The 24,772-nt window shown below is 42.8% G+C and carries 26 protein-coding genes; 5 read left to right on the top strand and 21 right to left on the bottom strand.

The features are described 5' to 3' along the window. Window positions 1-8: 8 nt before the first annotated feature. The 5 genes from LIQ05_RS10655 to LIQ05_RS10635 all read right to left on the bottom strand — a co-directional run bounded on the left by LIQ05_RS10655 (window position 9) and on the right by LIQ05_RS10635 (window position 3,388). Window positions 9-719 carry a DUF6040 family protein gene (locus tag LIQ05_RS10655; protein WP_138344492.1) on the bottom strand — a complete coding sequence of 237 codons (711 nt, stop codon included), beginning with the start codon at window positions 717-719 and terminating at the stop codon, window positions 9-11. Then, the gene (locus tag LIQ05_RS10650; protein WP_173685576.1) at window positions 697-2,418 is read right to left on the bottom strand and encodes a MobA/MobL family protein; all 1,722 of its coding nucleotides are present in this window, start codon (window positions 2,416-2,418) and stop codon (window positions 697-699) included. Before LIQ05_RS10650 ends, LIQ05_RS10655 begins: the two co-directional genes overlap by 23 nt. Then, window positions 2,394-2,699, bottom strand: a complete 306-nt coding sequence (locus LIQ05_RS10645) for a hypothetical protein (protein WP_005345966.1) — start codon at window positions 2,697-2,699, stop codon at window positions 2,394-2,396. The genes LIQ05_RS10650 and LIQ05_RS10645 overlap by 25 nt, the downstream gene beginning before the upstream one ends. Further along, window positions 2,699-3,013, bottom strand: coding sequence for a hypothetical protein (locus LIQ05_RS10640; RefSeq protein WP_014080633.1), 315 nt, complete (start codon window positions 3,011-3,013; stop codon window positions 2,699-2,701). Before LIQ05_RS10640 ends, LIQ05_RS10645 begins: the two co-directional genes overlap by 1 nt. 144 nt (window positions 3,014-3,157) lie before the next feature. After that, complete coding sequence (locus LIQ05_RS10635) at window positions 3,158-3,388, bottom strand: helix-turn-helix domain-containing protein (RefSeq protein WP_003505382.1); 231 nt, start codon at window positions 3,386-3,388, stop codon at window positions 3,158-3,160. A 174-nt stretch (window positions 3,389-3,562) separates the two neighbouring features. Here LIQ05_RS10635 and LIQ05_RS10630 point away from each other — a divergent pair, with 174 nt between their 5' ends. Next, on the top strand, window positions 3,563-4,192 hold the full coding sequence (locus tag LIQ05_RS10630; RefSeq protein WP_003505395.1) for a helix-turn-helix domain-containing protein: 630 nt from the start codon (window positions 3,563-3,565) through the stop codon (window positions 4,190-4,192). An 86-nt stretch (window positions 4,193-4,278) separates the two neighbouring features. Then, a complete protein-coding gene (locus LIQ05_RS10625) occupies window positions 4,279-5,574 on the top strand; it encodes a tyrosine-type recombinase/integrase (protein WP_003505396.1) in 1,296 nt (431 codons plus the stop codon). Between the two features lie 138 nt (window positions 5,575-5,712). Here the strand turns inward: LIQ05_RS10625 and LIQ05_RS10620 are convergent, their stop codons facing one another. From LIQ05_RS10620 to LIQ05_RS10585, 8 genes are all read right to left on the bottom strand, one after another. Further along, window positions 5,713-5,904: a DUF6019 family protein gene (locus LIQ05_RS10620; protein ID WP_008373533.1), complete on the bottom strand. Its 192-nt coding sequence runs from the start codon at window positions 5,902-5,904 to the stop codon at window positions 5,713-5,715. Window positions 5,905-6,002: 98 nt separating this feature from the next. Next, window positions 6,003-6,377 carry a TnpV protein gene (locus tag LIQ05_RS10615; RefSeq protein ID WP_117468397.1) on the bottom strand — a complete coding sequence of 125 codons (375 nt, stop codon included), beginning with the start codon at window positions 6,375-6,377 and terminating at the stop codon, window positions 6,003-6,005. A 3-nt stretch (window positions 6,378-6,380) separates the two neighbouring features. Further along, window positions 6,381-7,802 (bottom strand): plasmid recombination protein, encoded by a 1,422-nt coding sequence (locus LIQ05_RS10610; RefSeq protein WP_118224604.1) that lies wholly within the window; start codon window positions 7,800-7,802, stop codon window positions 6,381-6,383. Window positions 7,803-8,021: 219 nt separating this feature from the next. Continuing rightward, window positions 8,022-8,249: a DUF5348 domain-containing protein gene (locus tag LIQ05_RS10605; RefSeq protein ID WP_055053912.1), complete on the bottom strand. Its 228-nt coding sequence runs from the start codon at window positions 8,247-8,249 to the stop codon at window positions 8,022-8,024. Between the two features lie 150 nt (window positions 8,250-8,399). Next, window positions 8,400-8,621, bottom strand: coding sequence for a complexin-2 (locus LIQ05_RS10600; protein WP_117468423.1), 222 nt, complete (start codon window positions 8,619-8,621; stop codon window positions 8,400-8,402). Window positions 8,622-8,748: 127 nt separating this feature from the next. Continuing rightward, window positions 8,749-9,750, bottom strand: coding sequence for an AAA family ATPase (locus LIQ05_RS10595; RefSeq protein WP_173770107.1), 1,002 nt, complete (start codon window positions 9,748-9,750; stop codon window positions 8,749-8,751). Continuing rightward, window positions 9,722-10,939: a site-specific integrase gene (locus LIQ05_RS10590; RefSeq protein ID WP_117468400.1), complete on the bottom strand. Its 1,218-nt coding sequence runs from the start codon at window positions 10,937-10,939 to the stop codon at window positions 9,722-9,724. The genes LIQ05_RS10595 and LIQ05_RS10590 overlap by 29 nt, the downstream gene beginning before the upstream one ends. A gap of 14 nt (window positions 10,940-10,953) precedes the next feature. Further along, window positions 10,954-11,148, bottom strand: coding sequence for a hypothetical protein (locus LIQ05_RS10585; RefSeq protein WP_055053915.1), 195 nt, complete (start codon window positions 11,146-11,148; stop codon window positions 10,954-10,956). A gap of 159 nt (window positions 11,149-11,307) precedes the next feature. Here LIQ05_RS10585 and LIQ05_RS10580 point away from each other — a divergent pair, with 159 nt between their 5' ends. Continuing rightward, a complete protein-coding gene (locus LIQ05_RS10580) occupies window positions 11,308-11,922 on the top strand; it encodes a helix-turn-helix domain-containing protein (protein WP_070100139.1) in 615 nt (204 codons plus the stop codon). A 212-nt stretch (window positions 11,923-12,134) separates the two neighbouring features. Here LIQ05_RS10580 and tuf read toward each other — a convergent pair whose 3' ends face one another. From tuf to rpsL, 4 genes are all read right to left on the bottom strand, one after another. Then, window positions 12,135-13,328: an elongation factor Tu gene (tuf, locus tag LIQ05_RS10575; RefSeq protein ID WP_226820506.1), complete on the bottom strand. Its 1,194-nt coding sequence runs from the start codon at window positions 13,326-13,328 to the stop codon at window positions 12,135-12,137. Between the two features lie 155 nt (window positions 13,329-13,483). Next, a complete protein-coding gene (gene fusA / locus LIQ05_RS10570) occupies window positions 13,484-15,607 on the bottom strand; it encodes an elongation factor G (RefSeq protein ID WP_226815287.1) in 2,124 nt (707 codons plus the stop codon). Between the two features lie 17 nt (window positions 15,608-15,624). Further along, window positions 15,625-16,095 carry a 30S ribosomal protein S7 gene (gene rpsG, locus LIQ05_RS10565; RefSeq protein ID WP_207664929.1) on the bottom strand — a complete coding sequence of 157 codons (471 nt, stop codon included), beginning with the start codon at window positions 16,093-16,095 and terminating at the stop codon, window positions 15,625-15,627. A gap of 158 nt (window positions 16,096-16,253) precedes the next feature. After that, window positions 16,254-16,673, bottom strand: a complete 420-nt coding sequence (rpsL, locus tag LIQ05_RS10560; RefSeq protein ID WP_117854826.1) for a 30S ribosomal protein S12 — start codon at window positions 16,671-16,673, stop codon at window positions 16,254-16,256. A gap of 420 nt (window positions 16,674-17,093) precedes the next feature. On the opposite strand from rpsL, the gene LIQ05_RS10555 reads away from it, so the two are divergent. Both LIQ05_RS10555 and LIQ05_RS10550 read left to right on the top strand, forming a co-directional pair. Next, the gene (locus tag LIQ05_RS10555) at window positions 17,094-17,891 is read left to right on the top strand and encodes an N-acetylmuramoyl-L-alanine amidase (RefSeq protein ID WP_226820505.1); all 798 of its coding nucleotides are present in this window, start codon (window positions 17,094-17,096) and stop codon (window positions 17,889-17,891) included. A 51-nt stretch (window positions 17,892-17,942) separates the two neighbouring features. Next, window positions 17,943-19,346 (top strand): serine hydrolase, encoded by a 1,404-nt coding sequence (locus tag LIQ05_RS10550; RefSeq protein ID WP_226820504.1) that lies wholly within the window; start codon window positions 17,943-17,945, stop codon window positions 19,344-19,346. 118 nt (window positions 19,347-19,464) lie between these two features. On the opposite strand, the gene LIQ05_RS10545 is transcribed toward LIQ05_RS10550, so the two are convergent. The 4 genes from LIQ05_RS10545 to LIQ05_RS10530 form a co-directional block, all read right to left on the bottom strand. After that, window positions 19,465-20,694: a hypothetical protein gene (locus LIQ05_RS10545; RefSeq protein ID WP_226820503.1), complete on the bottom strand. Its 1,230-nt coding sequence runs from the start codon at window positions 20,692-20,694 to the stop codon at window positions 19,465-19,467. A 62-nt stretch (window positions 20,695-20,756) separates the two neighbouring features. Then, the gene (locus LIQ05_RS10540; protein ID WP_226820502.1) at window positions 20,757-21,560 is read right to left on the bottom strand and encodes a PP2C family protein-serine/threonine phosphatase; all 804 of its coding nucleotides are present in this window, start codon (window positions 21,558-21,560) and stop codon (window positions 20,757-20,759) included. A 32-nt stretch (window positions 21,561-21,592) separates the two neighbouring features. Beyond that, window positions 21,593-23,329, bottom strand: coding sequence for a serine/threonine-protein kinase (locus tag LIQ05_RS10535; protein WP_226820501.1), 1,737 nt, complete (start codon window positions 23,327-23,329; stop codon window positions 21,593-21,595). Window positions 23,330-23,628: 299 nt separating this feature from the next. Next, a complete protein-coding gene (locus LIQ05_RS10530) occupies window positions 23,629-24,738 on the bottom strand; it encodes a M20/M25/M40 family metallo-hydrolase (protein ID WP_226820500.1) in 1,110 nt (369 codons plus the stop codon). Window positions 24,739-24,772 lie beyond the last annotated feature (34 nt).

The raw sequence follows: 24,772 nt of genomic DNA, 5'->3' as shown, positions 1-24,772 counted from the left end.
TTTTTGTTTTAATGATATCCCCTTGTTTCTCGCCATCCCTTTACATACCACCTGATTCCAACATATACCAGTTGCACGAATAATAAGAGAAATAGCAGATTGATTGGCAATGTTATCTTTATCCACTTCCCAAAGTAGATAGCTGTTGCCATGCTTATAAGTATTACCATTATGGTAATCATATCCCAACAGCACTTCTTATATAACTCTGCAATCTTTATCTCTATAAATGCTACAAGTATTCCAGCACCCACCAAACATCCACCGCAGATCAGTATTCTTATCAGCCAATATACAATTCCGGCAACGACAGGATTGGATATTCCATTACTAATCTGTGCCATGTTCTTTCCTGTCAGTATAATCCACCCTGCAATGGTCTGTATAAAAGTGGCGATTGTATCAAAGAATACCACGCAATCAGAAATAAATATTTTTGACCGTATCATCTGAAAAAGAGTAGTTGATACGGAATACCATATCAGCAGAAACATCAATGCTTCATACATGGCTGTTTTTGTTTTATATCTGCCTGCCAGTTTTTCTCTCTGCGTATCATACTTTTCCTTGGCTTTCAGATAAGCTGTCAGGTTACAGTTCCCACACTTTTGATAGAGTACTGGCTTTTCAACCGGTATCTCTACTTTTTTCTGATGAGAGAGTGCATAGTCCCGTTCCTGTTCTGCCTGCCTTAGCTTATCTTGACATTCCTCTGTCATGATTTCGGCAGCGTGCGTTTTCTCTTTCTCTCTCTGCAACAATTCTTTTGTTTTCCTCAAGTCGTTCTTTAAGGCTTGAATGTTCCCTGCTCTGTTCTCGCTGTTTAACCTCTCGTTCAAGGTCAGCGATTCGTCGAGCTGCATTTTCAGTTCCCGGATAGTCCTGTCTTTCTGGTCGAGTTCTTCCTGCATCTGCTCTGTCAGCAGAAGCAACTCTTCCAGTTGATCGTCGCTCTTTGAGTTTCTTAATTCGTTCATCAATCGACCTTCCTTTCTCTAATTGCTGTTCAAGTTCAGTAATTCGCTGTTCTGTTTCTGCAATAGCCGGTTCTCGCTGTTTAATTTCTGTGCCAATTCCTGCCATTGCTGATTTTCGTCTGTAAGCTTCTGTATCTGGTCTGTCTTTTCTTCCAGAAGTATCAACAGTTCTTCTGTATCCGGCAAGATTTGAAGCAGTTCTGATAATTCGCTCTCTAATTGCTGCAATCGTTCTTCCTTCTCCTGAAAGCACATCAGCTTCTCGTCCTTTTCCTGTATTTCCTGAAGCATCTCTGCCATGATATTCTGCTGTTCCTCTATCTGTGTAATCATTGCTTCCATCATGGGAATTACTTCTTTGCTTTCTTCTAATGTCATTCAACCACTCCTTCCATATTGACAATGCACCGGATACCTTACCAAAGGTTGTGATTACCTTTTGCAGTAGTGCATTTTGTTTTTTAATCATCTGGTTTTCCTCTACCTTCCATGAACCATTCCATATCTGTCCGGTGAGATATTTTTCCTCAATCTTTCTTGCATCCGCACCCTCATGAATCGTAGGGATTTTTAATTTGCCCTGTCTTTCATAAGAGCGGTGGTCAATCTGATTGTCTATGGATAAATGCCGGTTACACATCCCAGCCCATTCGCTTCGCCATAACTCACAATTCTTTGGATTATTCCAGCCGGTAGCATCGGTCAGAACCCGTTTCCATTGTTTTCGGTTTCTTGCCCCGACTTTCTGTACTCCGTTTTCATCAAGTACCGGAATGCGGATTCCATGCCGGTCAGGATTTTTCTTATCCTGCCACCAGTCCGGGTGGGATTCATCAACCACGATATTTCCGTCAGTATCTCTGACAAAATCCCAGTCCTTGACTTCTTTGCTGCCCCATGAATGATCCAGATTGAATGGTCGCATGGTTACAAGTAAATGCACATGTGGGTTTCCATCGCCCTTATCGTGTATGCTCCAGTCGACACACATTCCCTTATCCACGAAAGTCTTTTGAATATATTCGGTTGTATAATCAATCTGTTCCTGTCTGCTCCATTCTTTCGGCAGGGAAAATTCAAATGAGCGTCCAAGCTGTGCATCTGCATTTTTTTCTATCTTCAATACCTCATTCCATAGACGCTGTTTCTGAAATGTGATTTTAAACTTTTCCAGTGCGGCATCTTTATCATCCGCTCTTTTATAACGGATAGACTGTTGAAACCTTTTTATATTTTCTTCCGGTACATGCAGCCATTCAGGAGGTGCATTTTCGCACATCATCAGACTGGTGTAGACGACTTCCTTTTTGGAAGTATAGTAACTGATTCTGCCTGTTTCCTCATTCTTCATCACATCTCCATTAAGATATGCCGATGCGGATATGACAGATTTTTCTTTACTGCGCCCGACAATCTTTACTGTAAAGTGAAATATCGCCATGATACGATTCCCCCTTTCTGCCGTATCCGGCATTGATTTCCGACAGCATCTTCTTCTGGTTTGGCAGAAGTGAAGCTGTCGGAACGCCCTCTGCGCAAGAGTGCCCCCTGCGGCATGAGCAGGTCTGGCTGAAAGCCCCGCCGACGGAACGAGCCCGGCAAGCGTAAGCGCAGACCGGTTGCCACTTGTGGCAAACTTATAAGGACGACCTCTGGTTGTCCATAAGTGCGCCCTTCATTCAAAGGCAATGAAGGGAATGGAAAAACCACTCCCTCCGCCATTACACTTCCTCCATATCTGTAAGTGGCTCTTTCTGCATCGCCTTTGAGAAAAACTTTCCGTTTGTTTCCTGCCTTTTTAAGAAGCCTATCAACTTTGGTAAATCTTCCTCCTCAATCGGACAGCCAAGAACCGATTCCACTGCGCCACCAATCTGACAGAGCCTGTGGGTTCGTTTTTTACTTTCCTCTGCTTTCTTTCGCTTTTCCAGTTCCTTCCGCTGTGCAATGAGCTTTTTTGTAGCTTCAATGCTTTCCTGTTCCTTTTTCTCTAATGCACGTATTCTTTCTTCATAAGTCTTTGTTGATTTCGCCATATCGTCTTCATCCTTTCTTTTTCCGATAAACAACAGTTTCCGGTTGCATATCAGGAGAAGCACATGGTATAATCCTCTTGCGTGTAGGTATATCATGGCTTCGGTCTGATAGAACCTTTGGCGGTTTCTTAGGAAGCCGCCTTTTTAAGTTGCCACATTTCTTGTGACAGCTTTTACATTTCCTTTATCCCTCAGATCACGCCCCTCGTTGGCTTCCATGAACTTTTCCAGAATGTCAGTTTTAATAAGGACTTTTCTTCCGACCTTTAATACCGGAAGCTTCTTCCATTCAACCAGCTTTCTCAAAGTGTTTCTGCCAATTCCTGTATAGTCGGCTGCTTCCTCGATGGATAATGCAATCTTTCTTTCCGTCATCTTGTCACCTCCTTATAAATTGCATTATGCAATTTTTGTTGTGCTGTTAGTATAGCGGTTTTATATTGTGTTGTCAAGCGTTATGAAATTTTAAAAATAATTATTATATTGCATATTGCAATTATGTGAGGTACATGCTATAATTCATACATACCGAAAAAGGAGGCAATCAGCATGAAAGATAAAGAACTACGCAAGCTGATAGGCAGCAGGGCAAAACAGCGTCGTCTGGAATTAAATCTGACACAGCCTTATGTTGCAGAGAAGATGGGAGTTACAGCTTCCACAATCCTGCGTTATGAGAATGGTTCGATTGACAATACCAAAAAGATGGTGCTGGAAGGTCTTTCGGAAGCACTTCATGTATCTATTGAATGGCTCAGAGGGGAAACCGATGAATACGAAACCGATATTACGGATAAGAAAGAATTACAGATTCGTGATGCAATGGGCGATATTCTCAAACAGTTACCTCTCGACCTTAGTAAAAAGGAAGATGCTTTTTCCAAAGATTTACTGCTGTTGATGTTAAAGCAATATAACCTGTTTCTGGAATCATTCCAGTTTGCCTGCAAGAATTACAAGGGCAACACGAATGAAGCTGATATTGCAAAAGTAATGGGGTTTGAATCGAATGATGAATATAACGAGATTATGTTTCTCCGGGAGATCACCCACACTGTTAATGCCTTTAACGACATGGCAGATATCGTAAGGCTTTATTCCAAGAAACCGGAAATGGCAGAACAAAGGCTTGAAAATCTTTTATCAGAAGTTTTGTATGAGGATTCCGATTCGGTATAGAACGACAACCGGAGTTATGATATACTTACACGCAAGAAGCATTTCATCAGTTCCGATTGTCTGATATCGAAAGGAGACACACGATTATGGCAAAAGGATCTGTAAGAAAAAAAGGAAAGAAATGGTACTACCGCTTCTATGTAGAAGATGCAAGCGGCAATCTGGTTCAGAAAGAATACGCTGGAACAGAAAGTAAAAGTGAAACGGAAAAACTGCTCCGTCAGGCAATGGACGATTACGAAAGCAAGAAATTCATTGCAAAGTCGGAAAATATTACAATTGGAGAATTACTTGATATATGGGCAGAGGAAGAATTAAAGACCGGTACGCTCAGTAATGGGACAGTCCAGAATTACCTCGGTGCCATTACCAACATCAAGAAGCATCCAATTTCAGAGAGAAAGTTGAAAAATGTAACATCTGAGCATTTACAAGCCTTCTTCGATCTGCTTTCCTTTGGTGGCACTTATCCAGATGGTTCAGAAAGAAAAGGTTATAGCAAAGATTACATTCGTTCTTTCTCGGCAGTATTACAGCAGTCATTCCGATTTGCAGTATCACCAAAGCAATATATCACTTTCAATCCGATGCAGTATATTAAGCTGAAATACCAGACGGATGAGGTTGACCTGTTTTCCGATGATGACATGGATGGCGATATACAGCCAATTCCACGAGAGGATTATGAAAGACTGATTGAATTTCTACAGAATTACAATCCACCGGCAATACTTCCAATCCAGATAGCTTATTATGCAGGACTTCGTATCGGTGAAGCCTGTGGTCTGGCATGGCAGGATGTGAATCTTGAAGAACAGTGCCTTACAATCAGACGCAGTATCCGATATGATGGTTCAAGGCACAAGAATATCATCGGACCAACCAAACGAAAAAAGGTAAGGATTGTTGATTTTGGAGATACACTGGCAGAGATTCTTCGCAATGCCCGAAAGGAACAACTTAAAAACCGAATGCAGTACGGAGAACTTTACCATAAAAACTACTACAGAGAAGTAAAAGACAAAAACAGAGTTTACTATGAGTTCTATCATCTGGACGGAACAGAGAATGTTCCAGAAGATTATAAGGAAATATCCTTTGTCTGCTTAAGACCGGATGGAAGTTTGGAACTGCCAAGCACGTTAGGAATTGTTTGCAGGAAGATTGCTCAGAAACTGGATGGATTTGAAGGATTTCATTTTCACCAGTTGCGACACACCTACACAAGCAACCTTCTGGCAAATGGAGCAGCACCAAAGGATGTGCAGGAACTGTTAGGGCACTCAGATGTCAGTACCACCATGAATGTCTATGCACACTCTACAAGAAAAGCCAAGCGGGAATCTGCAAGGTTACTTGATAAAGTGGCAGGCAATGACTAAATAAAACTTTCCCTTATTTCCCTTACGATTATCTCATAAGGGCAAAAATAAGGGAAAATACATATCGTTTCGCTAATGCACAGGCTGGAAAGCCTGTAAAATAGGGAAAGTTAGAAATATATTTCGGCAAACTTGAAGTTATTGATCTTCTGAATCCAATCCAAGTTCTTTCAGCTCTTTTTCGTTTTGGATATCTTCAACAGTTTTCTTTCCAGTGATTGCACTGTAGGCTTCTTTGATGCCATTTTTCACTGCCCATTTGATAACGAAATACAGCGCAATCAAAATAACAATTGCGGTTCCTCCACTTATACCTAATTCATTCCACATAATTCAATCCTCCAAATTCCGATTTACCTTCACTTTATTTTACCATAGTGCTTTCTAAAGTGCTATTCTAATATATACAAAAGTGTAAAAGAACGATCTCACACATATACCATGTTTTTCAATATAATCTCTTCTGCACTGGCTTTTATATTATTCATTAACCTAACCCACTTCATCTGATCCTGTGCCTTTAATTCTTCAGTTACACCCTGTTTTTCTATCATCTGTTCCATAAGCGTTTCCACCTGTTCTCTGACTTCCTGATCGATCTGATTCAGATGTTCATTCAATTTTCCGGTCAATAACATGTATTGATATCTTGCTGATCTGTGTTCTTTTAAGAACTGCTTTCGTAACATTCCATATTTTCCATATGTCGGTTCTTCTTCTCTTAAAACCAGATCCGGCAAATAGTAATCTCCATGCAACGTATAGCTCATTCCATTTTTCTCATCATAAATCTGTTTTTTCATAGTCTAAATCTCCAATCCTTTGTATTTTGTTTTATTTTTCTTACGTTGTTGGTTTTCAATCTGGCTCTTTTGAGTTGCCCATTCCAACTGTTTCAGAACGCTTCCCTTTGGCATTTGCTCCATTCGCCGTTTTTCTTCCAGTGCCCTTTGTTCTTTAATGTCCTGCTGCACCACATCCTCTACAGTTTCCATTCCCAGAATACGCACCACTCTGTCATATCTGTCCGAAATCTCTTGTAAACGTTGATTATCATTTGATAATTTTCCATTTTCTTTACGCACATCATCTAACTGCGTTTGGATATCATCACATTTCTCCGTAGATTTTTGATATTTGTTTTTCCAGCTTTCTATCGTTTTGTTAAGTTCTACAACCTTTCCAGCTAATGCAGCAATCTGATTCTTCATCTTGATAAACAATGGCTTGATTTTATTTTCTCTGTAAGGTACTGCACGTTCAAATGTTCCTGCCTCCGGTAAAAACGTCTTAATCATTCCATATTCTTTTATTTCTTTACTGGCATTATCCATAATCGGCTGCAGCACATCTCGACGCTCTTCCAGACTTTTTACTTCTTTTTCTGCGTCCTCTGCCCTTTGTTCTGCTTCTTGTTTCTCCCTGCTTGCCTGTTCCTTATCGTCTTTTAAAATCTGGATATCTGCTCTGAATTCCGCAATTTGTGCTGTCAGTTCTTCGTTTTCTGCAGTTAGATACTCTTTCTCCTGCTCCAGCTCCTGTACTTCCTTTTTTCGCTCTTTCTTCTTGAAGTTATAAACATCCAAATGTTCCTCATGAGTACCTTTCTGTTCCCATTCAATGCCATGCTGTTTTGCAATCTCTGCCAGGACCTTTTTTTCATGGTTCATCCACTGGTTCAACTCTGTATCATGCTTATTTCCACCTTGAAATCCAAGACTTTTTAATGCCTGTTTCAACGAAACTCTGGTGTCCATTCCTTTTCCTTTCCAATCAGTCACATAAGGAATAAAATCAATATGTAAATGTGGAGTAGACTCATCCTGATGTAGATAACACCCAAATACCCGTAACGTTGCATTCCGCTTCTGGAAGTCCTTTACATATTCATCCAGTATTTTTACAGCCAGATCTCCTTCTGCTGTTCCGACAGCCATATCTTCTCGATTTCCAATTTGAAAAATTACTTCGTGGAACAACTTCTCTTGTTTTCCCTGCCGGATTTTTTCATAGTAATTTGTAATCTGTCTATCTTTTCTTTTCCCGATATTATATCGTTCTACAGCTTCATCAAACAGTTCTTTATAAACTTCTTTTAAATTCTCATTCTGATAGCAAATATTTAGTTGCACTCTGTCTGAATCAACATTTTCTGCTATAAATTCCCTTCTGTTATGAGCCAGAGAACCTGTCCCGATCATACCACTAATTGTTCGTTTCAGCGTCATGTTCGTCACTCCACTTTCTAAAACCAGTGCCAGACATGGCACATAAATTTGTATCTTTACCAGCTATAGTATAAAAAGAAATCTTCGCCGGATACGGCGGTTTTGTTACTTTTGTCAAAAGTAACGCAAAAGCACTTTCGACAGCCGTTCCGTCCATCAAAAGTACCCTTGCGCCCTGCCGGGGGCTATTTTATCTCTTTCGTTACTCTCTCGACTAAATTATTCCGGTATTCTTGCCTGCACATATTCCAGATCTCCACAGTATGGCGTTCCAACCAGATACCATTCTCTTGCTGGATTCATCTCCATTCTTGTCCTTACCCACTTATCATCGACCAGCACCTCAAGACCTTCTCCACAGTGAAATCCCGTATCAATCCATAAGTCCGAGGCTAATAACCCATATCTGTCATTGCTACTGTTATATCCTAATCTTCCCTGCTTCATCGAATCGTTCTCCCTTCTTCACAACTATCAAATTTACAGCAACCTCACCGTCCAGCCTCAGCTTTCCGTATGCGCCTTACCAACTTTCTTCTTGTTTACTTCTCACAGGGGCGTGACACGCTCCTGTAAAAAGGTAATCAACACGAACTGTTACCATCGAAAGCTCTCTTGCATTCCTTTTCTGTCCAGATACTCCTGCCGGAACTTTTCCCGTTCTTCTTCTGTTGGCGCAGTTTTGAATTTACTGTATGCCTCACGATTTACCATTGCATCCAGCTTTTTTTCCAGACCTTTTCTTATATCATCTGCTTCCTGTTCCTGATCCAGTAAATGATATTTTATAATCTTTCCAAATAACTCCTCTGGAATCATAACGTTTTTCAAGCTCTCACCTTCTTACAATTTATGTAAGGACGCAACACTGCAATGTCTTTACAGATTGCAACCTTGCATTTTAATTCCGCATTTTCTATATACTCTGCAATGTTGCACCCTTAATTTATTCCGGCTTAACTTTATTTAAATCCCAATACCAGGAATTACCGATTCGTCTTGCCTTAATTCCAAGTTCCTTTTTTGCATTTTCCAGTGTTCTTTTAGAAATATTCAAATCTTCTGCCATATCAAAGATTTCACTGCTTTGCACAGAAGTTGATGTTTCTGCCAGTTCCCTCAGCATCTTTTTTGCCTGTTCCAGTTTATTTACCTTTGGAGCAATTCCACCAAGCACCTCATCTGCTGTGATTTCATAGTCACCTATCCACTCAAATCCGGTTTCTGTCAGGCGAAATGCTTTGGAATGTCCAAATGCAGCCAGATTATTTTTAATCTGAACCACTGCTCTTAAGTCCGGTTCTCCCTCTATTCTTCCTACCAGTAATACGCTTCTGGCTACTGCAAAAAAGTCAATCGAACCCATTCCTCTATATGCAGCTTTATTTCCACCAGCTTTATTCATATGTCCGATTAATAAAATTGCACATTTATACTTTTCTGCCAGCAAGCTCAATCTTTTTGTCATATCCCTTGCTTCATTTGCCCGGTTCATATCCATTGTTCCTCCAAGGTATGCCTGAATCGGATCTAAAATAAGCACTCTCGCACCAGTCCGTTTGATAGCAGTTTCCAGTCTCTCATCTATCATGGAAAGTGATTTTTCTGTTTCATCTATAACCATGATTCTTTCACAGACCGCTTCTGCCAGCTCCAGTCTGGGTTTTACCGTATCTGCCAGCCCATCTTCCGCTGTCTGATAAATAATCTTTACTGGTTCTGTTACTTTCATATCGTTATCCAGACCTTCTCCTTTAGACAATCTCGCTGCAATATTTAATATCAGCGTAGTTTTTCCATCGCCCGGATCACCCTGAATGATCGTTAATTTCCCATAAGGGATAAATGGATACCAGAGCCAGTCCACTGTCTGGGACTGGACATCTGACATCTTTATCATTTTCAATTCTGTTTTATTCTCATTTCTCTGTTCCATAAATTCCTCCATTTTTCAAACTATTCTCGCCAATTATCTGTTGTTCTCTGGAAGAATCCCTGATATAATCAACTTGTCTAGGGTTGACATTTGTGGATTCGTCCCCATTTGTCACATTGCTCCGGTTGTTCGTACTTCCGGAGCTTTTTATATTTTCATCATCCAGCATATCTGCCACCACTTTCTGCTGATCTGGATATAAGTGCCCATAAGTATTCAATGTAATGCGAATGTCCGTATGTCCAAACCTTTCTTTAATCATCAATGGTTGCACTCCCTTATTGATCAGAAATGCCGCATGACTGTGACGAATGTCGTGTACTCTTATCTTTTTTACTCCGGTCTTTTGAACCACCTGTTTTAACTTATGCTGTACCGCTTCATGAACCATTGGAAAAATCCGTTCATCTTCGGGCAACTCATACAGTCTGCTAATATAGTCCTGAATCTCTTTTTTCAGAAATTCCGGTATGGAAATCGTACGGTTCGATTCTTCTGTTTTGGGAGATGTAATCACGTCCTCTCCATGCATACGGTAGTAAGTTTTATTGATATGAAGTAGATTCTTTTCAAAATCAATGTCAGCAGGTGTAATGCTGAGTGCTTCGCCTTCTCTCGCTCCTGTCCAGAATAATAATTCAAACAGCACATAATATTTGCTTCCCGGTTCTATTCCGGTCATAAACTGCCGATATTCTTCAATTGTCCAAAACTTCATTTTCTTTTTTGAAGTCTTTCCCATACGTTTTACTTTGTCACAAGGATTATCTGCCAGATTGTAGATATTCTTCGCATGATTAAACAATGCCGTCATCTGATTCTGTATTGTTTTCAGATAATCATCTGAATATCCTTTTTCAATAATCGTATTCTGCCACTGGATAATCTCTGCTGGTGTGATACTGTTCATCGGTCTGTCCTTAAAATACGGTAACAGTTGAGCATTCATCGTATCTCTTTTGTTCTTGATACTCCTGTCCTTCAATGACTGAGACTTGTCTCGGAAGTAGACTTCTACAAACTCTCCCATTGTCATATCCATGTCTGCTTTCGCTGTTCTTTTATACTCCGCTTCAAAATTTAATGCTTCTTTCTTAGTGCGGAATCCTCTTTTTACTTTTCGCTTTTTGGCTCCTGTCCAGTCCTCATAATAAAATGAAACATACCAGGTTCCTCTTTCTTCATCTTTGTATGCTGCCATACTTTCTCACCCCCTTACATTGCAATCTGGGAATATCCATAAAATTTCTTTTCCCAGAATGCCCTCGGTATCTTGCCCGCAACGGTTACATATCCCTGATCTGCAAGCTCTTTGTTCAGTTTGCGAAGCAGCTTGTAAGCATATCCAAGTGAAATCCCCATGCTCTCTGCAACTTCTTCCGCTGTAATCATATAGTTCTGTCTCTGCATATCATTTCCTCCTTGTCTATAATTATCATTTTCACTGATACTATATCATTTTAAATAATCATTGTCAATAATTTTTATCATCATGAATGATATTTTTCTATATTGTTGATTTTTATCATTTGTGATATACTAATCATAGCTTTTAAGGAGGTGGATAATATGCAGGAATCATCTATTTCAGAAAAAATAAAAGAGCTGCGAACTGATCTGAAGATGAATCAAAAAAACTTTTCCGCAGCTATTGGTATACGTCAGTCAACTTTATCCAGTTATGAAAATGGTGTGGTTACTCCCTCCAATGATGTGTTATTGACTATTGCTCAGAAATTTCATGTCTCACTGGACTGGTTATTTGGATTATCTGAAAATAAAGTACAGATTTCTACTCTCAGCGATATTCTTTGGGTTTTACTGCAGATGAATGAATCCAATGAACTCCGGTATGAACTGGATATAAATAATAAACTTCCCGGTGATATAGAAACAGAAACACAGAAATGGTATGCCGGACTTCGCTTTTATGGAAATGATCCTGAACATTCTTTAAACGCAGATATGTGTAATTTTCTTGCTGATCTGCAGGAGAACAGAGAAAGCCTGGAATCTTATTTCACAGGCAAAGATATGTTTGATATGTGGAAAAAGCAGACGTTGGAATACTACACTTCCAAACCTGTCACCCATAAAGAAATTGAAGAACTGGATTTTGAGACACGAATCCGTAAACGAGATGAACTTTTAACACAGAAATTTTCCAATAACGAACAGAAATAGTATCATAACAGTATCACAGGCAGATATGCGAAGATTTTCATTTTCTTCCTATACCTGCCTGTTTTTAATTTATTCGCTATTCTTTACAGCCTTATTTTAATCTTCTGTTCAACAGAAAAACCCCGGAAACCTTGCGGTTCCGGGGTATCTTACGTTTGGACACATGTACCTTGCGGTACTCAATATATATAATTTAAGATGTTATGCTAAAATTACTCGATGATTGTAGCAACACGTCCTGATCCTACAGTACGTCCACCTTCACGGATAGCGAAAGTAAGACCCTGGCTCATAGCGATTGGGTGGATCAGTTCGATTGTCATCTCGATGTTATCTCCAGGCATGCACATCTCTGTTCCTTCTGGAAGGTTGATAACACCTGTAACGTCTGTTGTTCTGAAGTAGAACTGTGGACGATAGTTGTTGAAGAATGGTGTATGACGGCCACCCTCGTCTTTAGTCAGAACGTAAACCTGAGCTGTGAATTTTGTATGGCATGTGATTGTTCCTGGTTTAGCAAGAACCTGTCCACGCTCGATCTCGTTTCTCTGAACACCACGAAGAAGTGCTCCGATGTTATCACCAGCCTGAGCCTCATCAAGAAGTTTACGGAACATCTCGATACCAGTTACAACTACTTTACGAGTCTCTTCTTTGATACCAACGATCTCAACCTCATCAGATACGTGAAGAACACCAGCCTCTACTCTACCAGTAGCAACTGTTCCACGTCCTGTGATAGAGAATACATCCTCTACAGGCATAACGAATGGTTTATCTGTGTCACGCTGTGGATCTGGGATATAGCTGTCAACAGCATCCATAAGATCCATGATTCTGTCGCCCCACTCACCAGCTGGATCCTCAAGAGCTTTAAGAGCAGAACCTTTGATTACCGGGATATCATCTCCTGGGAAGTCATACTCGGAAAGAAGCTCACGAATCTCCATCTCAACCAGCTCAAGAAGCTCTTCATCGTCAACCATATCACATTTGTTCATGAATACAACAATGTAAGGAACACCAACCTGACGAGCAAGAAGAACGTGCTCTTTAGTCTGAGCCATAACACCATCGGTAGCTGCTACAACAAGGATAGCACCATCCATCTGAGCTGCACCAGTGATCATGTTCTTAACGTAGTCAGCATGTCCTGGGCAGTCAACGTGTGCATAATGTCTCTTCTCTGTCTGATACTCAACATGTGCTGTAGAAATTGTGATACCACGCTCTCTTTCCTCTGGAGCTTTATCGATATCTTCGAAGTTCTCTACTACGTTTCCTGGAACTCTTTCAGCAAGAACTTTTGTGATAGCTGCTGTTAAAGTTGTTTTACCATGGTCAACGTGTCCAATAGTACCAATGTTACAATGCGGTTTTGTTCTCTCAAACTTAGCCTTTGCCATTTTAAAATGTCCTCCTTGATTAGTTGGCTCATTCTCTATAAAAATAGAGCGCCATATCGATTTTAAACTTGCTATCCTTGATTATATTGCAAATCAAGGATATTTGCAAGCTTTTTATTGTTTTATATAAAATCCTAATTCAACTTGTAGTTAAATCAGTCTTTCTTTGCCAGAACTTTTTCCTGAACACTCTTTGGAACTGGCTCGTATTTCTCGAAGAACATGGAGTAGTTACCACGTCCCTGAGTTCTGGAACGAAGATCTGTTGCATATCCGAACATTTCGGAAAGCGGAACATATCCACGGATCATCTTACCGCCGCCGATATCATCCATACCTTCGATACGACCACGACGGGAGTTGATATCACCGATAACATCACCCATGTAATCCTCTGGTGTGGTTACTTCAACCTTCATGATAGGCTCAAGAAGGATTGGAGCTGCCTTCTGCATAGCATCCTTGAATGCAAGAGAACCTGCAATGTGGAATGCCATCTCAGAAGAATCGACTTCATGATAAGATCCATCGTATACATTTGCATGTACACCAACAACCGGATATCCACCAAGGATACCAGCCTTCATAGCCTCTTCGATACCTTCTCCTACAGCCGGGATATATTCCTTCGGAATAGCACCGCCGACAACAGTAGACTCGAACTTGTACAGTTCTTCGCCGTTGGCATCCATAGGCTCGAATTTAACTTTACAGTGACCATACTGTCCACGACCACCGGACTGTTTAGCATACTTGCTATCTACATCAACAGCCTTGGTGATTGTCTCTTTGTAAGCAACCTGAGGAGCACCTACGTTAGCCTCTACGTGGAACTCACGAAGAAGACGGTCAACGATGATCTCAAGGTGAAGCTCACCCATACCAGCGATAATGGTCTGTCCTGTTTCCTGATCTGTATGTGCACGGAAGGTCGGGTCCTCTTCTGCAAGTTTTGCAAGAGCCTCACCCAGTTTACCCTGTCCTGCTTTTGTCTTAGGCTCGATAGCCAGCTCGATAACTGGTTCCGGGAACTCCATGGACTCAAGGATTACCGGATGCTGCTCGTCACAGATTGTATCACCAGTTGTGGTGAATTTGAATCCGATAGCTGCAGCGATATCACCGGAGTAAACCTTATCCAGTTCCATACGCTTGTTAGCATGCATCTGAAGGATACGGCCAACACGCTCTTTTTTGCCCTTTGTAGAGTTATATACATAAGATCCGGAATTCATTGTTCCTGAATATACACGGAAATATGCAAGTTTTCCAACGAATGGGTCTGTCATGATCTTGAATGCCAGAGCGGAGAACGGCTCTTCATCAGAAGAATGTCTCACGGTCGGGTTTCCATCCATGTCAACACCATCGATTGGCGGGATATCTGTTGGAGCAGGCATGTACTCCAGGATAGCATCCAGAAGTTTCTGAACACCTTTGTTTCTATATGCAGAACCGCAGCATACCGGAACAGCTGTACACTCGCATGTACCTTTTCTCAGGGCTGCTTTCAGTCTGTCTGTGCTTGGCTCTTCTCCCTCAAGATATTCCATCATGAGATCGTCGTCCAGCTCACAAATTTTCTCGATCAGTTCTGTATGATAAAGCTCAGCATCTTCTTTCATGTCTTCAGGGATATCGGTGATAGTGATATCATCGCCCTTCTCATCATTGTAGATGTAAGCTTTCATTTCGAATAAGTCGATGATTCCCTTGAAGTCATCTTCTTTTCCGATTGGCAGCTGCAGGCAGATTGCATTTTTACCAAGACGAGTCTTGATCTGCTCTACTGCGCCGTAGAAGTTTGCACCAAGGATGTCCATCTTATTGATGAATGCCATACGTGGTACATTGTAGGTATCAGCCTGACGCCAAACGTTTTCAGACTGTGGCTCAACACCACCCTTTGCACAGAATACGCCGACAGCGCCATCCAGTACACGAAGGGAACGCTCAACCTCAACAGTAAAGTCTACGTGGCCTGGGGTATCAATGATGTTGATACGATGCTCCAAAGCGCCTGGCTTCGGTTTACAGTTCTCTTCCAGTGTCCAGTGACATGTTGTTGCAGCGGATGTGATTGTGATACCACGCTCCTGCTCCTGCTCCATCCAGTCCATGGTAGCAGTACCTTCATGAGTATCACCAATCTTGTAGTTGACACCTGTATAGTACAGAATTCGTTCTGTAAGAGTTGTCTTACCTGCATCGATATGAGCCATAATACCAATGTTTCTGGTTCTCTCGAGCGGGTATTCTCTACCTTCTTTTCCAGCCAATGGATTTTCCTCCTTGATTAGAAGCGATAGTGAGCAAATGCTTTATTTGCTTCAGCCATCTTGTGCATGTCTTCTTTCCTCTTTACAGATGCTCCGGTGTTATTGGCTGCATCCATAAGCTCGTTAGCCAGTTTCTCTTCCATGGTCTTCTCGCCTCTCTTGCGGGAGAACATGGTGATCCAGCGAAGAGCCAGAGCCTGACGTCTGTCAGCTCTTACCTCGATCGGAACCTGATAAGTAGCTCCACCGATACGTCTTGCTTTAACTTCAAGCTGAGGCATTACGTTGTTCATTGCCTCTTCAAATACTTCAATTGCTGGCTTGCCAGATTTTTCTTCCATTCTGGCGAATGCTCCGTAAACAATTTTCTGTGCAACACCTTTCTTACCGTCTAACATGATGTTATTGATAAGCTTTGTAACAACTTTATTGTTGTACATCGGGTCTGCCAGAACGTCTCTTTTCTGAGTATGTCCTTTACGTGGCACGTTACTTCCCTCCTTAATCATCCTGATTATCTCATCGGTACTCACGCAGTAAACTATTGCATGTTCGCACTGGTAATGGTCCTATATTTAACCCGCAACCGACAGGGTATATGGAATACCGTACAAATCTCTATAGTCTCCGCAGCAATACGGATGGATTATTTTTTAACTTTCGGTCTCTTAGCGCCGTATTTAGAACGGGCCTGTTTTCTGTTAGCAACACCTGCGGTATCAAGAGTACCTCTGATGATGTGGTATCTTGTACCAGGTAAGTCCTTAACCCTTCCTCCACGGATCAGAACAACGCTATGCTCCTGAAGGTTGTGACCTTCTCCTGGGATGTAGCTTGTTACTTCGATTCCGTTGGAAAGACGAACTCTGGCGATTTTTCTAAGAGCTGAGTTAGGCTTCTTAGGAGTAGCTGTTTTAACAGCTGTGCAAACGCCACGTTTCTGTGGTGCAGACTGCTCAACTGCTTTCTTTCTTAAAGAGTTATAAGTTCTCTGCAGAGCCGGAGCTGTAGATTTCTTAACAGCTGTCTGGCGTCCTTTTCTTACTAACTGGTTGAATGTTGGCATTCCATTTCACCTCCCGATTTATTTCTCCATAGATTCTTCTATGGGGTTTCCTTGCGGTTGCTATTATCTTAGTAAGCGCGGAAAAAAATGCCTTATTTCGCACGCTTTTTGATTATATCCTGTCTGCATATCTCTGTCAAGGTGTTTTTCTGCAATTTTTCCTTATTTTTTCAAGGTTTTTACAATTTATCACGGTGAACTAAAAATACGTTACTTCTTATTATAATACATTTTTATCACTGCCATTCCAAACCCAAACTATTTTCTGGTATCACTCTTCTTTTACGATTGCCATAGAAACACTTCCTGCTTATAGTAATAGCGATTCCCCCTTTTTGTGAAAACCGAATTTTACATTGCATTACACTCCTGGCATTATTATAATAAGAAAAAAGACTTACCACGAACAGGAGCATGTATATGCATTTCAAAAAACTATGTGATAAATGGAATTTTTCAACCAGAGCAGCCGCTGTGGTTCTTACTTTTTTATCTGCTGCCAGTCTGACAGGTGTTTCTATAGTCAAGGCGGAGGCTTCTGGCCAGCTTCAGGTGTCCCAGACACCATCCGCACACATCATTGGCATTGATCCCGGTCATCAGGGACCGAACGTAGACATGAGCGACCTGGAGCCCCTTGGGCCAGGTTCCACAGAGATGAAGGCGAAGGCCTCCACCGGAACCCAGGGGACTTTTTCCGGACTGCCGGAGTATCAGCTGAACCTGGATGTTTCCCTGAAGCTGCAGAAGATCCTGGAGGACAGAGGCTATGAGACCGTTCTCACCAGAACCGATAATGACACTGCTATTAGCAATAAGGAGCGGGCAGAATATGTCGCTGACCAGGGGGCAGAAATATATGTGCGAATTCATGCCAACGGTGCAGAATCTTCCTCTGCTGCCGGTGCCCTCACCATCTCTCCCTCTTCTTCCAACCCTTATGTACCGCAGCTTTACGAGGAATCAGACAGGCTTTCCCAGTGCATTCTGGACGCTTACTGTGATGCAACCGGATTCGATAACCGTGGGGTAACTTACGCTGACAATATGACCGGGATCAACTGGAGTACCATTCCTGTAACAATTGTAGAGATGGGATTTATGACCAACGAGTCGGACGATCTGAAAATGAGTGATTCCGATTTTCAGGAAACTATGGCATCTGGAATTGCAGATGGCATTGACCAATACTTTGCAGAAAAAAATGCTGTGCAATAGTTACGAAATTTACGTCTTATCAGACGTCTCGTTTATTTGAAAGGAGAACTCATGAAAAATAAAAAAAAGAAGCGCACCTCTTCTTATCTGCTGATCTTCCTCAGCATTGTTGCGGTGATACTGCTTCTCATCATTCTTTATCTCACATTCTCTGCCCATAGCAGGCAGCGCAGTACACAGCTAGCCCAAAATGATCCTGCTGTCTCCCAGCCCCTGGACTCCGACAGCAGTGAAATCGCCGGATTTACTTCAGGAGACGAAGATCTCAATAATTCTGAGCAGGATGGTTTTATTTCCGAAGATGAAATTTCTGCGGCTGAATCTTCTGGCAGTAAAAGTTCCAATGAGGATACTTCCGTTCAGGGACCTTCCCAAAAGAAAAGCGCCGGTCCGGCTCAGGCTTCCTTTGATTCAGAAACAGCCGGACCTTCACAATCTTCTGATCCAGAAGTAGCTGGACCTTCCCAAGCCCCTGAAGCAGAACAGGCTGGTTCTTCCCAGTCCACAGAATTTCATTCCAAAGGTTCTGAAGCTTCTCCCTCAGAAACAGATGATTCCAAAAAAGCTGCTTCTTCCAAGGAACAGGACAATTCCCATGGGAAAGGTGCTTCCTCCGTCTCCACTGCCAAAGCGGACACAACTCCTGAAATCTCTGATGACGGAGTAATCTCCCCTTCACACGGAAGCTCTGCATTTGACAACAGATCAGATGAAAAAATGGACACCCTGATCTCCCAGATCAATTCCCAGCTTCCCACCGGAAACGGTTCCTGGAGTGTTTATATCTGTGATCTTGCAGGCGGTTCCGAAGCTTCCATTAACGATACACCAATGCAGGCTGCCAGCCTGATCAAGCTTTTTATTATGGGAGCTGTCTATGAGAATTACGATGCGCTTTCCCAGCAGTATGGTTCTGCTGCACTAGACGGTTATCTCACACCTATGATCACCGTCAGTGACAATGACGCTGCCAACAGCCTGGTTTCCTGCCTGGGCAGTGGGGACAGCACAGCTGGTATGCAGAAAGTAAACAGCTTCTGCCAGGCTCACGGTTACACCAGCACTTCTATGGGGCGCCTGCTCCTGGCCAGCAATGAATTTGGGGATAATTACACTTCTGCCTATGATTGTGGAAAATTCCTGAAAGAGATCTACCAGATCTGCACTGGCACAGCCCAGTCCCAGTCTCTTTCCCACGCAGAAGATATGTACGCTCTTCTGAAACAGCAGCAGCGAAGCAACAAGATTCCCGCAGCCCTGCCAGAGGGTGTCAGCGTGGCCAACAAGACTGGAGAGCTTTCCGATGTAGAAAACGATGCCGGAATCCTGTACAACACCCAGGGCGGAAACGATCTGGTTATCGTCTTCCTCTCCCAAAATCTCACCAGCGCCGGCGACGCCCAATCTACCATCGCCCAGCTCAGCCGCAGTATTTACCTATATTACAATGATTAAACTTAGCCGTTAATCAATTAACAAATTATTTTATTCCAAACAAAAGAGCCATGATATCAGTGAAGTAGGAATTCACGCCCTTACATGCGGTACCAATTCACAATATCATGGCTCCAATTTACTCCTCGTCCCCGTTCTCTTCGTAGGACATTTCCCATATTTCCGAGAAAACTGCCAACGGGCAATCCGTAAGAAGGCACATAAGAAGAAAACATTCATAAGGATTCACAATATAAATCTCGCTCATCCCACACTTCTTCAAAATTCCCTGCGCTTCTTCAATAAAATGATGATATCTGTCATAAGGATCATCATCCTCCATCTCCTGGGACACAATAAAAAACTCCAAAGTCAGAAGATCAAACCGCTCTACCGGGAACTTATGATTCAGAATATTCGTAATTCTCTGTCTACTGAACCGTTTCTGGCTGAAATGTTTGGCAAGAATAGATGCAGACATCTTCTTCAGATTTCCCATCTGATTGATAGGGATGCCATTGCAGATAACCTTCTCAATATCCGAAGGCGTAATATTCTCCGGCTTCCAGATCTTATCCCTGCCCTTCTCCTCTTCATCCTTCTGGTACATAGCAGCAATAATCCTCTTCGCATGCCCCAGAAGTCTCGAAAACTCCTGAAACGCCTGGCTTTTCTCATTCATGGGATCATCCCAGCCAGCCTTCAGGCACGCCAGATACTGCAGAAGCTTCTCCTCCGTGTCAATGGTAAAATCACCGCTGATTACTTTCTCTACTTTGCCCTTGTCCCCGGCTGGTTCCATGGTTTTGTACATCTCTTTATACTCTTCTGCCTTGCTGTAAGGCAGCTGTCTGGTATAACAATACCAGTAGATCACCTCTTCCGGATTGTGAAAATCAAAATCCTGCTCCTTCAGTACCCGGGTTAGAAAATCTGAAACGTCCTCCGCGTTCATCCGAAGCCCGAAGCCAAGCAAAAATACAGTCTCACGCTTCACGGAAGCCTGGGTAAGCCAATTGTTCACAAGTGCTGGGAGCTTGGTGGAGGTAGGATTCATAGACTTCGGGGTGTACGTTTCCTTAAAAGAATCTACCGCAATATCCCGGTAAACCTCCTGTGGCACCTCCCCAAAAGGTTCCTCCAGTCCGGCTCTCTCATAAATATATCGTTTCAGATGGTCTCCAAACGAAACCAACTCCATTTCTTTGTATAAATAATGAAAAATTACATCCGCATCCTCGTCCTCAAACCCATCCAGGCTGACCACCTGCCGAAATCTCTGTGCAGCCCTTCTGGTAAACTCAAAATCCTTTACCGAGTCAAATGCCACTGTCTGTTCAAAATCAAGATCCTGCATACGATTTTTCATCACAACTCACCGCCATTTCTATTCTTGTTACCTTATAACAGTCCATCCATCCGACCGTTACATTATTTTCGGTTCTGTAAAAGCCAGGTCAATAAAGGCCGCTCATCCTGCTTTACCTCACAGAGAATGATCGTGGTATTATCTCTGGCACCTTTCTCCAAAACCTTTTCCAGAAGAGTCTGAACCAAATCCCTCACCGTGCCTTCCATTTGCAAAATTTCTTTTATTTCCTTGTCAGACAGCATATCGGTCACTCCATCCGAACAAAGCAGATAGCGGTCGCCATCCAGATAGGGAAGTGTCCCTATAGACGGTTCCAGCTTCATTTCCGTCTCTTCCACTCCAAGGAACTGTGTCAGAGGTGCCTTTCCAAACCGATAGCTCTTTAACACATGGTCCCTGGAAATCTGGGAAAAATCAGTTCCAGACAGTTGATAGATCCTGCTGTCACCCAGATTACAGATATGAGCTTCCTTATTCCCGAAAGCGATCATAGCTATTGTTGTTCCCATGGCACTGATCCGCTGTTCCCGTCCATAGGTACAAACTGCCTGGTTCATCTCCCTGCAGGCTTCCCGCAGAAAAAGCTCCGGTGTCTTGCGCAGCATGCCCTTATTTGCCTTATAGAAGTTCTCCAGAGCCTCAGAAGCAAGCCCTGCTGCCATTTCTCCCTGGCTTTCCCCTCCCATGCCGTCAAAAACAGCCAGCACTGGAAGGCTCTCCCGCAGCCGGATTCCTGCACGGATTTCCGCTATTCCCTGATTACTGACAGGAAGCCGCTCCCCACAGCACCAGAAATTGTCTTCATTATTTGGTCGCACTTTACCTACATGGCAGGTATATGCATAGTTAATGTGATATGTCATTCCATCCCTCTTCGCCTGTCACCAGAGCGTGTTTATTCATCCAGCTGTTCCAGCGCATTCTTCCAGTATTTCTCGCCTCGTTTAGTATATTCGGTACTGTCATTCTCTTTGTCATGGACAGTTCCATCTGTATCGATCCATCGGATCAGCTTGCCACGCTTATCGTAGTAATACAATTCCTTCTTATTACCAGTCCATACATATGCAAAGAACAGCCGCTCATCCCAGTAATAGTATTCCTCGTAAACGCCGTCCTCTGAAGTCTCCGGATAGATCAATGCTTTCACCAGCTTGCCATCGCTGTCATAGTAGCGAAAACGGTCGCCTTCCTTGCCAACCTCCCTGCAGTCAGACAGTTCACTTACAATGGTGTTTGCCTGCTCCTTAATGGTCTGAATAGCGGTGGAAAATTCGTCGATCTGGGCCGTACTGTTGTCATTTGCCTCCAGCACTTCCATAACCGCCTCCGAGTTCTGCGCCTTGCGTTCCTCATCATGGATCAGCTTCATATAAACACCCAGGATAATACACGCCGCCAGTGCTACAACGGTAAGGGAAACCGTCCAAGGCGAAATCCGCCGCTCCCGTTCCTTAGTTTCCCACTCTGGGCGCTTCCTATCAGGAGTCTCTGCCCTGACTGGTCTGGATTTTACATCGGAAGCCTTTGCATTATTGTTATTCTGTGCTTCCTCTTCCCGGACAATTTTCTCAATCTGCGGCTCTGCTGCCACATGGGTCCGCTCCATCTCATCTTTCCCTGACTCCATGGGTGCATACCTGCGCTGATCCCGTTCAAGCTCTCCTGCATTTGCCAGCTCCCACTGGGATTTCTCCCATTCCTTTGCTGCATTCACAGGAGCGATCCGCAGACTCTCCAGATCATGAAGCATATCCTCCGGTCTTCTGTAGCGTTTCTTCGGATCAAATGCGCATGCCTTCAGTATAATATGGGAAAAAGCGGCGCTTGCCTTAGATGGTGCAGGCATTTTCTCCCCTGCCATCCTCCTTGCCAGTGCAGCCTCCTTATCACGGTATGTGATCAACTGCTTATCCAGAGAAAGAAATGGCAACCTGTTCTGATTCATCAGCTTATATAGCACAATTCCAAGGGAATAGATATCAATACTGCTGTCGTACTTCTCCCCTTTGTAGATCTCAGGCGCCATGTAGGAATAGGTTCCCTTCTTGGACATATTACTCATGGTGTGTGCCTGTTCCCTGGCAATTCCAAAATCTCCCAGCTTAAAGTCTCCAAATCTGGATACAAAAATATTCTCCGGCTTCACATCCCGGTGGATAATCTTCAACTTCTGACAGTAGATCAACGCCATGGCAAGATCACAGCCAAGCTTGATCACTTCCTTCTCCGTAAGTTCCTTGCCTGTGCAGTAATCCATAAAGCTGGTAAGATATTCCATTCGTATGAAGATATCCCAGCCAATTTCATCTAAGTATTCCACGATCTTGAAATCCTCAAATGAAACCACATGGGAATTTCCGCAAAAATGCTCCATGGTGTATATTTCCTGGACACAGTCCTCCACCAGATTGCGAAAATACTCTCTGGTAGACTGTTCGTCATTCATCTCAGACCGTACGCTGTCCAGTTCCCCTTTATTTCCTGGAATTGATATGATCTTGATGGCGGAATAAAAAGAACGGCCCCGTTCTGTCCGCTTCGCTTTATATACTTTTCCAAAAGAACCTTCCCCTATTTTCTCTACAAGTTTCCATTCTGGCCAGACGGAAACCGGAACATCTTTATCCATATGTATGTTCCTCCTCCCCTATAGAGTGATGCACTGCTGTTCACGTCCTCCCTAGCAGTACCCTTCATGTTGCTCAAGAATCACAATTTTCCATAATTTCACGCAACAGTTCTGACTTTCATAATATTATACAAGAATCTTACCACAAATAATAGTCCGGATTGTATTTTTCTCTATCCATATTTTCCCATACTCTCCAGGCTATCTATATCTCTAATTTTTAAAATACCCCTTAAGCAGATTTTCCTTATTCATTGGCTCTGCACAAGGGGTATCACGTAAAGTTATTTTTTCTCAATTTATATTTCACACAAATTCACCAGGATTTCCGATACCTGTCTGATTTCCGGAATGCTGCAATATTCGCAGCAGCTATGCACCTGATTCATGGACGTTGCAATCACCAGTCCTTCGATTCCATGCCGGGCAAATACATTGTTGTCGCTTCCTCCGAAGGTTTTCTCATATTTCGTTGGAAGCCCGGCCTTTTCCACCGCCTTTCGGTAATTCCCAGCTGTTTTTCCATTGAGAGAGGTTTCGTATGCGATAATGTTCAGCTTCTCTTCCCATTTTAAATCTGCACCAGATTTCTCAGCCTCTTCCTGGAAAACCTGATGGTATTCGCTTAAGATCTTCATGGCTTTTTCATGGTCCAGGCTGCGGATCTCACCTGCCGCGGTGCAGGTTTCCGGCACAATATTGGTTCCGGTACCTCCGGAAAAGAGACCAATATTGGCTGTTGTATTTTCGTCGATCCTGCCTTGGAAAAGACGGGCAATGGCTCTGGCAGCCGCCTGAATGCTGTTGATTCCCTTTTCCGGATAAAAACCGGCGTGAGCTGCTTTTCCCTGTACGCTTGCTTCAAACGAAATCAGCGTAGGAGCTGCATAGGCAGCTGCGCCGATTTTTCCACTAAGATCCAGGACGTAGGCTTCTTTTGACTGAATTTTGCTGTAATCGAAAGCATTGGCACCTTTGCAATATAGTTCTTCACCAGTTGTAATGAGAATTTCTATGGTTCGGTGCGGAATATTCTGCTCTTTCAGGTAACGGACAGCCTCATAGATTGCAGTCACGCCTGCAAGGTCATCTGCACCGAGGACTGTAGTTCCGTCACTTGTAACAGTACCATCTGGATGAAAAACAGCTTTTTTCCCTCTGGATGGCTCTACCGTGTCCATGTGCACCCCCAAAAGAAGAGGTGTGGAGCCAATTTCTCCGTCTAGTCTTGCAAAAAGGTTTCCAGCATTGGAACCGGTTATGTTCTGGCTATTGTCCTCCTCCATTTCAACGCCAATTTCTCCAAACAATTTTTTTAAATAATCTGCCATTTCCCGCTCTTTTAATGATGGGGAATCGATAGAGACCAGTTTTTTAAATACTTTTGTGATTTCTTCGTTTTTTCTCATATCAACTGCAAAAACAGCTGCTTTATCACAGCTG

Origin of the sequence: Blautia glucerasea, assembly GCF_020537505.1 — a bacterium.
Taxonomy (GTDB): domain Bacteria; phylum Bacillota; class Clostridia; order Lachnospirales; family Lachnospiraceae; genus Blautia_A.
The sequence above is the reverse complement of the archived record's forward strand: the minus strand, read 5'-3'. Positions and strand labels throughout refer to the sequence as shown.

What these genes read in the sequence shown, in the direction of transcription:
- LIQ05_RS10615 (WP_117468397.1), bottom strand. Translation starts at nt 6,377, where the DNA reads ATGAAAAAACAGATTTATGATGAGAAAAATGGAATGAGCTATACGTTG.
- LIQ05_RS10640 (WP_014080633.1), bottom strand. Translation starts at nt 3,013, where the DNA reads ATGGCGAAATCAACAAAGACTTATGAAGAAAGAATACGTGCATTAGAG.
- LIQ05_RS10580 (WP_070100139.1), top strand. Translation starts at nt 11,308, where the DNA reads ATGCAGGAATCATCTATTTCAGAAAAAATAAAAGAGCTGCGAACTGAT.
- LIQ05_RS10590 (WP_117468400.1), bottom strand. Translation starts at nt 10,939, where the DNA reads ATGGCAGCATACAAAGATGAAGAAAGAGGAACCTGGTATGTTTCATTT.
- LIQ05_RS10630 (WP_003505395.1), top strand. Translation starts at nt 3,563, where the DNA reads ATGAAAGATAAAGAACTACGCAAGCTGATAGGCAGCAGGGCAAAACAG.
- LIQ05_RS10545 (WP_226820503.1), bottom strand. Translation starts at nt 20,694, where the DNA reads ATGAAAAATCGTATGCAGGATCTTGATTTTGAACAGACAGTGGCATTT.
- rpsL (WP_117854826.1), bottom strand. Translation starts at nt 16,673, where the DNA reads ATGCCAACATTCAACCAGTTAGTAAGAAAAGGACGCCAGACAGCTGTT.
- LIQ05_RS10645 (WP_005345966.1), bottom strand. Translation starts at nt 2,699, where the DNA reads ATGGCGGAGGGAGTGGTTTTTCCATTCCCTTCATTGCCTTTGAATGAA.
- LIQ05_RS10605 (WP_055053912.1), bottom strand. Translation starts at nt 8,249, where the DNA reads ATGAAGCAGGGAAGATTAGGATATAACAGTAGCAATGACAGATATGGG.
- LIQ05_RS10535 (WP_226820501.1), bottom strand. Translation starts at nt 23,329, where the DNA reads ATGGATAAAGATGTTCCGGTTTCCGTCTGGCCAGAATGGAAACTTGTA.
- LIQ05_RS10655 (WP_138344492.1), bottom strand. Translation starts at nt 719, where the DNA reads ATGACAGAGGAATGTCAAGATAAGCTAAGGCAGGCAGAACAGGAACGG.
- LIQ05_RS10620 (WP_008373533.1), bottom strand. Translation starts at nt 5,904, where the DNA reads ATGTGGAATGAATTAGGTATAAGTGGAGGAACCGCAATTGTTATTTTG.
- LIQ05_RS10540 (WP_226820502.1), bottom strand. Translation starts at nt 21,560, where the DNA reads ATGACATATCACATTAACTATGCATATACCTGCCATGTAGGTAAAGTG.
- LIQ05_RS10595 (WP_173770107.1), bottom strand. Translation starts at nt 9,750, where the DNA reads ATGGAGGAATTTATGGAACAGAGAAATGAGAATAAAACAGAATTGAAA.
- LIQ05_RS10585 (WP_055053915.1), bottom strand. Translation starts at nt 11,148, where the DNA reads ATGCAGAGACAGAACTATATGATTACAGCGGAAGAAGTTGCAGAGAGC.
- LIQ05_RS10625 (WP_003505396.1), top strand. Translation starts at nt 4,279, where the DNA reads ATGGCAAAAGGATCTGTAAGAAAAAAAGGAAAGAAATGGTACTACCGC.
- LIQ05_RS10650 (WP_173685576.1), bottom strand. Translation starts at nt 2,418, where the DNA reads ATGGCGATATTTCACTTTACAGTAAAGATTGTCGGGCGCAGTAAAGAA.
- tuf (WP_226820506.1), bottom strand. Translation starts at nt 13,328, where the DNA reads ATGGCAAAGGCTAAGTTTGAGAGAACAAAACCGCATTGTAACATTGGT.
- LIQ05_RS10530 (WP_226820500.1), bottom strand. Translation starts at nt 24,738, where the DNA reads ATGAGAAAAAACGAAGAAATCACAAAAGTATTTAAAAAACTGGTCTCT.
- LIQ05_RS10635 (WP_003505382.1), bottom strand. Translation starts at nt 3,388, where the DNA reads ATGACGGAAAGAAAGATTGCATTATCCATCGAGGAAGCAGCCGACTAT.
- LIQ05_RS10600 (WP_117468423.1), bottom strand. Translation starts at nt 8,621, where the DNA reads ATGATTCCAGAGGAGTTATTTGGAAAGATTATAAAATATCATTTACTG.
- LIQ05_RS10610 (WP_118224604.1), bottom strand. Translation starts at nt 7,802, where the DNA reads ATGACGCTGAAACGAACAATTAGTGGTATGATCGGGACAGGTTCTCTG.
- LIQ05_RS10555 (WP_226820505.1), top strand. Translation starts at nt 17,094, where the DNA reads ATGCATTTCAAAAAACTATGTGATAAATGGAATTTTTCAACCAGAGCA.
- LIQ05_RS10550 (WP_226820504.1), top strand. Translation starts at nt 17,943, where the DNA reads ATGAAAAATAAAAAAAAGAAGCGCACCTCTTCTTATCTGCTGATCTTC.